Annotated in this window: 8 protein-coding genes; 5 read left to right on the forward strand and 3 right to left on the reverse strand. The window is 61.0% G+C overall.

Annotated elements, in window-relative coordinates; all coding sequences use genetic code 11:
- Window positions 1-61: 61 nt before the first annotated feature.
- Window positions 62-1,135, reverse strand: a complete 1,074-nt coding sequence (nadA, locus tag BN1117_RS17870; RefSeq protein ID WP_040099583.1) for a quinolinate synthase NadA — start codon at window positions 1,133-1,135, stop codon at window positions 62-64.
- Between the two features lie 141 nt (window positions 1,136-1,276).
- On the opposite strand from nadA, the gene BN1117_RS17875 reads away from it, so the two are divergent.
- Window positions 1,277-3,382: a methyl-accepting chemotaxis protein gene (locus BN1117_RS17875; RefSeq protein WP_040099585.1), complete on the forward strand. Its 2,106-nt coding sequence runs from the start codon at window positions 1,277-1,279 to the stop codon at window positions 3,380-3,382.
- A gap of 69 nt (window positions 3,383-3,451) precedes the next feature.
- Here the strand turns inward: BN1117_RS17875 and BN1117_RS17880 are convergent, their stop codons facing one another.
- A complete protein-coding gene (locus tag BN1117_RS17880) occupies window positions 3,452-3,907 on the reverse strand; it encodes an NfeD family protein (RefSeq protein WP_040099587.1) in 456 nt (151 codons plus the stop codon).
- Window positions 3,904-4,827 carry an SPFH domain-containing protein gene (locus BN1117_RS17885; protein WP_040099590.1) on the reverse strand — a complete coding sequence of 308 codons (924 nt, stop codon included), beginning with the start codon at window positions 4,825-4,827 and terminating at the stop codon, window positions 3,904-3,906. The genes BN1117_RS17880 and BN1117_RS17885 overlap by 4 nt, the downstream gene beginning before the upstream one ends.
- 198 nt (window positions 4,828-5,025) lie before the next feature.
- Between BN1117_RS17885 and cysG the strand changes: the two genes are divergently transcribed.
- From cysG to BN1117_RS17905, 4 genes are read left to right on the forward strand one after another with little or no spacing between them, the layout of a single operon-like run.
- Entirely contained in the window at window positions 5,026-6,474 is a 1,449-nt protein-coding gene (gene cysG / locus BN1117_RS17890; RefSeq protein WP_040099592.1) for a siroheme synthase CysG, read from the forward strand.
- A gap of 30 nt (window positions 6,475-6,504) precedes the next feature.
- Window positions 6,505-7,479 carry a sulfate adenylyltransferase subunit CysD gene (gene cysD / locus BN1117_RS17895; RefSeq protein WP_280136010.1) on the forward strand — a complete coding sequence of 325 codons (975 nt, stop codon included), beginning with the start codon at window positions 6,505-6,507 and terminating at the stop codon, window positions 7,477-7,479.
- 24 nt (window positions 7,480-7,503) lie between these two features.
- Window positions 7,504-8,943, forward strand: coding sequence for a sulfate adenylyltransferase subunit CysN (gene cysN, locus BN1117_RS17900; protein ID WP_040099594.1), 1,440 nt, complete (start codon window positions 7,504-7,506; stop codon window positions 8,941-8,943).
- 4 nt (window positions 8,944-8,947) lie between these two features.
- Window positions 8,948-10,672: an SLC13 family permease gene (locus BN1117_RS17905; protein ID WP_040099596.1), complete on the forward strand. Its 1,725-nt coding sequence runs from the start codon at window positions 8,948-8,950 to the stop codon at window positions 10,670-10,672.
- Window positions 10,673-10,713: the final 41 nt, after the last annotated feature.

Raw genomic sequence — 10,713 nt, forward strand, 5'->3', positions numbered from 1 at the left:
GGTTTGTCAGCAGTCTGAGGGCTCCCGCGGGAGCCCTCTTTGCATCTCGTGACGGCGGCAATCAGGCGTTGCCCTGGGTCTTGAGCTTGAGTTCGGCGGCGAAATTGAGCATCCGGTCGAGCGGGATGAGGGCCTTTACCCGCAGCGCTTCATCGACATGGATCTCGTGGCGCTCGGCACCATCGGTGAGGGCCTCCTTGATCGCCACCAGACCGTTCATCGCCATCCAGGGGCAGTGGGCGCAGCTGCGGCAGGTGGCGCCATCACCACCGGTCGGTGCTTCCACCATCTCTTTCTCCGGACAAGCCTGCTGCATCTTGTAGAAGATGCCCCGGTCGGTAGCCACGATCAGCTTCTGCTGGGGCAGCTCCTTGGCCGCCTTGATCAGCTGACTGGTGGAGCCCACCGCATCAGCCAGCTCGATCACCGAGGCGGGGGATTCCGGATGAACCAGCACGGCGGCGTCCGGATTCTGCTCTTTCAGCTCGCGCAGGGCACGGGCCTTGAACTCGTCGTGGACGATGCAGTGGCCCTGCCAGCGCAGCATCTGCGCTCCGGTTTTCTTCTCGATATAGGCACCCAGATGGCGATCCGGGCCCCAGATGATCTTGTGACCCAGACTGTCGAGGTGCTCGACGATCTCCAGCGCGATGCTGGAGGTAACAACCCAGTCAGCCCGCGCTTTGACCGCAGCCGAGGTATTGGCGTAGACCACCACGGTATGATCCGGGTTGGCATCGCAAAACGCTGAAAACTGCTCGATGGGACAGCCCAGATCGAGGGAGCATTCGGCTTCCAAAGTTGGCATCAGCACCCGCTTGTGGGGGCTCAGGATCTTGGAGGTTTCGCCCATAAAGCGCACCCCGGCGACGATCAGGGTCTGCGCCTCGTGATCGCGGCCAAAGCGGGCCATCTCCAGCGAGTCACCGACGAAACCACCGGTGGCTTCGGCCAGCGCCTGGATCTCGGGATCCGTGTAGTAGTGGGCAACCAGTACCGCCTTGCGCTCCTTGAGCAGCGCCTTGATTTCTGTGGTCAAGGTCGTTCTCTGCTCGGCGCTCAGGGGGAGAGGTTTGGCCGGAAAGGGGTAGTCCATATCGACTACCGGTGGGACACTGCTCAGTGCATTGCTCATTGCGACTGTTCCATCAACGCTCGGTAAGGCAAAAATTATAACCAGAAGCTGGCTGCAAACCCATCAACAAATCGGGTGAGCGACAAGTAGGGGAATATACTCAACTTATTCGTTGTTACTCTTGCCATAAGGAGTCATCGCATGAAGCAACGTTCCCTCAAGTTCAAGCTGTTGTGTCTTACCATGGGGCTGTTTCTACTGACCGGGCTGGCTATGACCCTGTTACAGTCAGCTTCTTTCAGCTCCCTTCGCAACATGGTGATGAGCCAGACCAGCGATGCACTGGAAGAGGAGGTCTCCCGCAGCCTGCAGTATCAGGCGGAGCGCTATGCCATTCAGATTGCCTCGCTGATGCAGAACTCCTACCAGATCCCCCTGACCGTAGCCGCCCAGATTGAAGCCGGGATAGCCAAGCCGGAACTGCGGTTGTCGCGACCCCAAGTCGAATCTCTGCTCGGCAGCAGCTTGCAGCAGGCGAGCGGGATCAGCGCCATCTACGCCCAGTTTGAGCCGGATGGCTATGACGGCGAGGATGGCAACTGGCTGGACGGGGCCAGCCACTCGGTGGCAGGCAAGGGGAGTCTGGAGATCTACTTCACCAAGGAGCAGGGGGACGCCGTTATCCAACAGCCGGTGGATGCCGCCACCAGCGAGGCCAAATTCGATACCTCTCTCAACGAATTCGGCATTCGCAACAGCGAGTGGTATCTCTGTGGTCGCGATACCCGCCGGCCCTGTCTGATGGAACCCTACCTCTATGAAATCAGTCCGGGTAACGAAATGTTGATGACCAGCCTGACGGTGCCTCTGCTGAAAGAGGGCAAGTTTGTCGGGCTGGCCGGGGTGGATATGAACCTGCCCATCTTCCAGCAACTGGCCGAAAACCTTGGCAAGAGCCTCTATGACAACAAGGCGGATGTGACCCTGGTCAGCAAGATGGGGCTGATTGTGGGCAGCAACCGCTATGCCGACAAACTGGGCCGGCCGCTCAAGGAGGTGGGCCTGAGCCTGCCTGACGGTCAGCCGGTCAGCAGCGACAGTGACTTTATTCTTCATCAGCCGATCCGGATCGATGCCGCCAATACCCAGTGGTGGTTGATGATCAAGGTGCCCAAGGCGCTGGCGCTCGGCAAGGCACACACCATCAGCAACGAACTGGGTGCCCTGCTGGTGGATGGCCAGCGGCAGCAGACCATGGTTATGGGCGGGATCACTGTGCTGGTGCTGGGCTTGTTGGTCTGGTTTATCCAGACTATTACCGCGCCCCTCTCTCTTATCAGTCGTCATGTAAGTTATCTCTCCAGCAATGAGGGGGATTTGACCCAGCAGATGGAGATCGACACCCATCAGGAGTTGATCGATCTGGGGTCCCAGCTCAATGCCTTCCTCGGCAAGCTGCGGGGCATGGTGCAAATGAGCAAGGGGATTGGTCAGCAGGTCTACCAGCAGGCGCGGGAGATGAAACATACCGCCGACACCATGCGCAACAGTCTTGATGAACAGCATCTGGAGCTGGAGAGCGTAGTGAGCGCCATGCATCAGATGAGCACCACGGCAGTCAGCGTGGCGGGTTATGCCGAGCAGGCGGCGCAGGAGTCGGAAGCGGCGACCCACCACATCAATGCCGCCCAGCAGACCCTGAGCCATGCCCGCAACGAGATCCACACCCTGGTGGGCGATATGCATGAGGCAGACAAGGCGGTGGCGCTGGTGGCCCAGCGCAGCACCAATATCAGCCGGATCCTCGATGTGATCCGCGCCATCGCCGAGCAGACCAACCTGCTGGCCCTCAACGCCGCCATCGAAGCAGCACGGGCGGGTGATATGGGGCGCGGTTTTGCTGTGGTGGCGGACGAGGTACGGGCGCTGGCCAACAAGACTCGTGAATCGACCGACGAGATCGGCCAGCTGATTGGTAGCCTGCAGACCGAGGTGAGCAGCAGTCAACGTCTGATGAATACCGGCATCGAGCGCTCCACCACCACGGTGCAGGGCACCGAGCAGGCGTTCGAGGCGCTCAATCGGGTGGTGGCCCAGATCCAGCAGATCCACGACCACATCAGTCAGGTGGCCACCGCCGCTGAGCAGCAGAGCGCCGTCAGTGACGATATCAACAAGAATTTGATGCGCATTGGCGATACCGCCAATGTGATTGGGCAGGAGGCCAGCTCCAGCCATCAACTGAGCGAAGCGCTGGAGCAAGCGGCCACGGCGCTCGCCAGTCAGCTTGATCGGCTGCGTACCTGAGTCGTTGCCAGAGAGAGAAAAGCCCGCGAGCGATCGCGGGCTTTTTTATGACTCGATGGCAGAGTTGCGTCAGTTGCGGGGTTCAACCAGCAGGATGTGGGAATCGGCCCCCACTACCTTGACCTTGCTGCCCGCAGGTAGCGACTCGTCGCAGCGCACCGTCCAGACCGTGTCGTCCAGATGCACCCGACTGGTACCTTGGGTGACGTCATCCAGCAGGGTCAGCTCGCGGCCCATATAGCTCTGCATCCGCTCGTTGATGGTGCTGGCGGCATCCTGACCCGAGTTGTCACGCTGGTGTTGCCAGCGCCACCAGGCCCAGGTGGTGAGCAGGGATTGCACCGCAAACAGCAGCAGCTGCGCCTGCCAGCCGAAGGGCCAGAGCAGCAGCAACAGACCCACCTCCAGCGCGGCGATGCCGGTCCAGAGCAGAAAGCCCACCGACCCCAGCACCTCGATGGCCAGCAAAACGAAGCCGAGCCCGAGCCAGTGCCAGTGGGTCAGCCCCTCCAGCAGGGCTGTCATGACTTGCTGCCCTTGCCATCTTTGTTGAACAGCTCGGCCATGCCGGCGACGGCGCCGATCAGGCTGCCTGCCTCCAGCGGCATCATGACGATCTTGCTGTTGGGACCTTCACCGATGCGGGCCAGCGCCTCGGTATATTTCTGGGCCACGAAGTAGTTGATGGCCTGCAGATCCCCTTCCGCAATCGCCTGGGAGACCATGTGGGTCGCCTTGGCTTCCGCCTCGGCAGCCCGCTCCCGCGCTTCGGCGGCGAGGAAGGCGGCCTGGCGTTCCCCTTCGGCTTTGAGGATCTGGGACTGCTTCTCACCCTCAGCTTTGAGGATCTTGGACTGGCGCACCCCTTCGGCTTCCAGTACCTCGGCCCGTTTTTGGCGTTCGGCCTTCATCTGGGCGTTCATCGCCTCCACCAGTGCCAGCGGCGGGCGCACATCTTTAATCTCGATGCGGGTCACCTTGATGCCCCAGGGGGCGGTAGCTGCATCCATGGTGCGCAGCAGTTTCTCGTTGATGGTGTCGCGCTGGGAGAGCATCTCGTCCAGCTCCATGGCACCGAGCACGGTGCGCATATTGGTCATGGTGAGATTGCGGATGGCGCTGGTGAGATCGTTGACCTCGTAACCCGCTTTGCGGGCATCCACCACCTGCACAAAGCTGATGGCGTCGATGGTGACGTTGGCGTTGTCGCGGGAGATCACCTCTTGTGCCGGGATATCCAGCACCTGCTCCATCATGATGATCTTGTGGCCGACCCTATCCACGTAGGGGATCAGCAGGTTGAGACCCGGGGTCAGGGTGCGGGTGTAGCGGCCGAAGCGCTCCACCGTCCAGTTGTAGCCCTGGGGCACTATCTTGATGCCGGCACTCAGGGTGACCAGCACCAGAAACACGAAGATCCCTAGCACAATCAATGATTCATTCATCATTTAGCTCCTTATGAAACACAGCCCCTAGCCTATGGTGTGGCGTCAGGTACCACAAGTGACTTTGTACGCCTTATGTCATGAATTGGCTTTGCTAATTACCAAAACGCATTAAAAAGCATTTTTTATTATTTTGAGGGATAAGCTGCCCTGCCTATAGTCGCCCCATATTAGTCGTGTTCCGAGGGATGGGCCGAAATGGATTATTTGCCGATGTTTGCCAAGTTGGAAGGCCGCCCGGTACTGCTGGTGGGCGGGGGCGAGGTTGCCCTGCGCAAGGCGCGCCTGCTGCTGGCGGCCGGTGCCCGGCTGACCCTGGTCTCCCCGGAGCTTGAACCGGAATTTTCGGAATTCGCCGATCGTTTCACCCATCTGGCTGAACGCTTCACCCCGGCCCATCTAGCAGGCCAGATTTTGGTGGTGGCGGCGACCGACAACCTCGAAGTCAACGCACTGGTTTATCAAAGTGCCAACCAGCTGGGTCTGTTCGTCAATGTGGTGGATGACCCCAAACGCTCCAGCTTTATCTTCCCCTCGATCATCGATCGTTCGCCGCTGATGGTGGCGGTCTCCAGCGGTGGCAAGGCGCCGGTGCTGGTGCGCCTGCTGCGCGAACGGTTGGAGAGCCTGCTACCGCGCCATCTCGGCGGGCTGACCGAGCTCTCCGGCCGGGTCCGTGACAAGGCCAAGCGGGTGCTCTCTTCCATATCCGATCGCCGCCGCTTCTGGGAGCGCGCCTTTGCCTCCAACACCCTCGCCAGCCTGATTGAAAAAGAGGATTGGCAAGGTGCCGAGCAGTGGCTGAGCGATGGCCTCGACCAGGCGAAAAGCGAAGTAGGAGAAGTGGTGCTGGTCGGCGCGGGCCCCGGTGATCCGGGCCTCTTGACCCTCAAGGCGCTGCAACAGATTCAACAGGCTGAAGTAGTGCTCTACGACCAGCTGGTCTCGCCTGAGATCCTCGATCTGGTGCGCCGCGATGCCACTCTGGTGTCGGTCGGCAAGAAGGCGGGCGCCCACAGCGTGCCGCAGGAGGAGACCAATCGCCTGCTGGTGGAATACGCCAAGGCGGGCAACCGGGTGGTGCGGCTGAAAGGGGGCGATCCCTTTATGTTTGGTCGTGGCGGCGAAGAGCTGGAAGTGCTGGCCGACGAAGGTATCCCCTTCTCGGTGGTGCCCGGCATCACGGCCGCCGCCGGTGCCACCGCCTATGCCGGTATTCCGCTGACTCACCGTGATTACGCCCAGAGCGCCGTCTTTATTACCGGCCATTGCCAGAAAGAGGGCAAGGAGCCCGACTGGCAGCAGCTCGCCGCCACCAGTCAGACCCTGGTCATCTACATGGGCCTGATGCGCTCCGAGCATATCCAGCAGCAGCTGGTGGATCACGGCCGAAGCCAAGCCACCCCCATCGCCATCATCGAGCGCGGCACCACATCCCGTCAGCGGGTGCTGACCGGCACGCTGGCCGATTTGGCGGAGCTGGCCAAACAGGCTGTAAGCCCGTCGCTTATCGTCATCGGCGAAGTGGTCGCCCTGCGCGAGCGGCTCGCCTGGTTTGGAGAAAAGAGCGGAGAAAAAAGCGGCGAGCAGCTGCGCGCTAACCCGGATCTCGATGGCTGTGACCTCAAGCTGGTGCAGCTGGCCTGACCGAGAAAGAGATATTTGATGCGGCTGCCGATGCGGCCGCGCACTGAACCACCCAGCGCCCCGAGCAGGCGCATAAGCAATGACCCGAGGACCAACATGGACCGTGAAAGATTGACGCACTTGCAGCAGCTGGAAGCCGAGAGCATCCATATCATCCGCGAGGTGGCTGCCGAATTTGAAAACCCGGTGATGATGTACTCCATCGGCAAGGACTCCTCCGTCATGCTGCATCTGGCCCGCAAGGCCTTCTATCCGGGCAAGATCCCGTTCCCCTTGCTCCACGTCGACACCGACTGGAAGTTCAAGGAGATGATCAAGTTCCGCGACGAGACCGCCAAGAAGTACGGGCTGGATCTGATCGTCCACAAGAACCCGGACGGCCTCGCCATGGGCATCAACCCCTTCGTCCACGGTAGCGGCAAGCACACCGACATCATGAAGACCGAGGGGCTCAAGCAGGCGCTCAACAAATATGGTTTCGATGCCGCCTTCGGTGGCGCGCGCCGCGACGAGGAGAAGTCCCGCGCCAAGGAGCGGGTCTACTCCTTCCGCGACAAGTCTCACCGCTGGGATCCAAAGAACCAGCGCCCGGAGCTGTGGCGGGTCTATAACAGCCAGGTCAACAAGGGGGAGAGCATCCGGGTGTTCCCGCTCTCCAACTGGACCGAGCTCGACATCTGGCAATACATCTATCTCGAGCACATCGACATAGTGCCGCTCTACTTCGCGGCTCATCGCCCCGTGGTGGAGCGGGGCGGCATCAAGATCATGGTGGATGACGAGCGCATGCCCATTGGCCCGGAAGATGAAGTGAAGCAGGAGCTGGTGCGCTTCCGCACCCTCGGCTGCTACCCGCTGACCGGAGCCATTGAATCCAATGCCACCACCTTGCCGGAGATCATCGAAGAGATGCTGATCACCACCTCGAGCGAGCGGCAAGGGCGGCTGATTGACCACGATCAGGCCGGCTCCATGGAGCAGAAGAAGCGTCAGGGCTATTTCTAAAAAAAAGTTCTAAGGAATCGCAACATGAACAACCACATTCAGACCGCCATCAGCGAACAGGGCATCGAAGCCTACCTGCACGCCCAACAGCACAAGAGCCTGCTGCGTTTTCTCACCTGCGGCAGCGTGGATGACGGCAAGAGCACCCTTATCGGTCGCCTGCTGCACGACTCCCAGCAGATCTATGAAGATCAGCTCAAAGCGCTGGAGTCCGACAGCCAGAAGCTCGGCACCACCGGCGAGAAGCTGGACCTGGCCCTGCTGGTGGATGGCCTGCAGGCGGAGCGCGAGCAGGGCATCACCATCGACGTGGCCTACCGCTATTTCTCCACCGCCAAGCGCAAATTTATCATCTCGGATACCCCGGGCCATGAGCAGTACACCCGCAACATGGCCACCGGCGCTTCCACCTGCGATCTGGCCATCATTCTGATCGATGCCCGCAAAGGCGTGCTGGATCAGACCCGTCGCCACAGCTTTATCGCCAGCCTGCTCGGCATCAAGCAGTTCGTGGTGGCGGTCAACAAGATGGATCTGGTGGAGTTCAGTCAGGAGGTATTCGAGCGCATCAGCTTGGAGTACCGCGAGTTCGCCAAAAAGCTCAGCGTCGACACCATCCATATGGTGCCGGTCTCGGCGCTGGATGGCGACAACGTGGTCAACCCAAGCGACAAGCTGGCCTGGTATCAGGGGGAAACCCTGCTTGCCCTGCTGGAGTCGGCGGATGTGATACAAAATGCGGAGCGCGAGCTGGAGCGCCATCCGGTGCGCCTGCCGGTGCAGTATGTGAACCGTCCCAACCTCGATTTTCGCGGTTTCGCGGGGACCTTGGCCGCCGGCATCTTGCGAGTCGGCGACAAGCTGGCGGTGTTGCCGTCTGGCAAGGAGAGCACAGTCACCCGCATCGTCACCTTCGATGGTGATCTCGACTACGCCCTGCCGGGTCAGGCCATCACGGTCACCTTCGCCGATGAGATCGACATCAGCCGCGGCGACCTGCTGGTGGATACCGCCAACCGTCCGCAGGTGACCCAGAACCTGCTGGCCCATATCGTCTGGATGGGGGAGGAGTCCCTGCAGCCGGGTCGGGTCTACGACGTCAAGCTGGCCACCAAGAAGAGCCGCGGTCAGGTGGAGGCTATTCGCCATCGCATCGAGATCAACAAGCTCGACGAGCTGCCGGCCTCCGAGCTCAAGCTCAACGAGATCGGTCTATGCGAACTGAGCCTGACCGACCCGGTGGCGTTCGACCCGTACGCGGATATCCGCGACACCGGTAGCTTTATCCTGATCGACCGGCTGAGCAACGTCACCGTCGGCGCCGGCATGATAGTGGAAGGGCTGGCGGCCAAGGCAGTGGCAGGGCACTACAGCGAGTTCGAAATCGAGCTCAACGCCCTGGTGCGCAGGCATTTCCCCCACTGGCAGGCGCTGACCATCAGCAACGAGTCGCACAAGGAGTAAGCCCATGACCTGGCAACAATCCCTGGTGCTGGGTCTGCTGGCTACCCTCATCGTCCTGCTGGTTCAGGGCAGATTTCGCCCGGCACTGCTCTTCTCGGGCGCCGTGCTCATCACCTATCTGAGCGGGTTGGCGGATATCAACTCGGTGGCGGCAGGCTATACCAACAGTGCCCTGCTGACCCTGGTGCTGTTGCTGCTGGTGTCGCTGGCGGTGGAGAAGACTCGTCTGATGAGTTGGTTCGCCAATCTGGTGGGCACGGGTTCATTCAACAAGGTGCTGGTGAAGGTGTGGTTCTCCACCGCCTTCTTGTCGGCCTTCGTCAACAACACTGCCGTGGTGGCCTCCATGCTGGGGGCGATCAAACGCAACCCCAACCATGCCCCCTCCCGGCTGCTGCTGCCCATGTGCTTCGCCGCCACCTTTGGCGGGGTGCTGACCCTGATCGGCACCTCCACCAACCTTATCGTCAACAGCTTCCTCATCAAGATGGGGGTGCCGCCGCTCGGCATGTTCGACTTCTTTATGGTGGGGGGCGGCACCTTGCTGACCGGTTTGCTGGCCGTGCTGCTGTTTGCCCGCCACCTGCCAGAGCAGGATACCGAGATGAGCCGGGAATCCGGCTACTTTCTCGAGGCCAAGGTGGGTACCGGTTCACCGCTGGCGGGGCGCAGCGTCAAGGAGAACGGCCTGCGCAGCCTGAAAAGCCTCTATCTGGCGGAAATCATTCGCGGCGATCAGGTGATCTGCCCGGTACAGCCGGAACACGAGCTGCACGAAGGGGACGTGCTGCTGTTTTGCGGTGATGTGGAGAGCGTCGGCGTGTTGCAAGAGATGAAGGGGCTGGATCTCTACGGCCAGCACCGCCTCAATGGCCAGCATCTGGTGGAGGTGATCGTCAGCCACAGCTCGCGGCTGGTGGGTCAGACCATCAAGGATGCCGAATTTCGTACCCACTTCGATGCGGTGGTGCTGGCGGTGCGCAGGGGGGAAACCCAGCTCACCGGCGGCCTCGGCCAGATTGAGATGCACGCCGGCGATACCCTGTTGCTGGCACCGGGCCCCAAGTTTGCGGGTAACAAGTCCCTCTCTCGCGAGTTTGTGGTGGTGAGCGGGCTGGAAGCCTCCACCCGCCTCGATGGCAAGCGCAGCGCCGCCGTGGTGCTGGGGTTTCTCGGGGTGCTGGCGCTCTCGGTGTTCGATCTGGTGCCCCTGTTCAAGGGGTTGCTGCTGATGCTGGTGGCGCTGCTGCTCACCCGCATTCTGACTCTGGACGAGATCCGCCGCCGCTTTCCGCTGGATATCTGGCTGGTGGTGGGTGGGGCCCTGGCCATTGCTGACCAGCTGGAAAAAAGTGGCCTGGCGCGGCTTATCGCCGACTGGCTGATGGGGGAGTTCAACGGTGCCAGCCCCATGGTGGCCTTTATCGGCATCTACCTGTTTACCTTTGTCCTGACCGAGCTGATGAGCAACAACGCGGCGGCGGCGTTGGCCTTCCCCATGGGCTATCAGCTGGCGCTCAGCATGGATGTCTCGACCATGCCGTTTATTCTGGCGGTGCTGTTTGGCGCGAGCTCCAGCTTTATCATGCCCTACGGCTACCAGACCAATCTGATGGTCTATGCCGCGGGCAACTACAAGATGCCGGACTATCTCAAGCTGGCCCTGCCGGTCTCGCTGGCCTATAGCATCGGGGTGATTGTGATGGTGCCCCTGCTGTTTCCGTTTTAAGGCGTGCGCGCCAATCAAAGCGTGTTGGGTGAGCAATGCCA

This window comes from Aeromonas australiensis (genome assembly GCF_000819725.1).
In the GTDB taxonomy this organism is placed as follows: domain Bacteria; phylum Pseudomonadota; class Gammaproteobacteria; order Enterobacterales; family Aeromonadaceae; genus Aeromonas; species Aeromonas australiensis.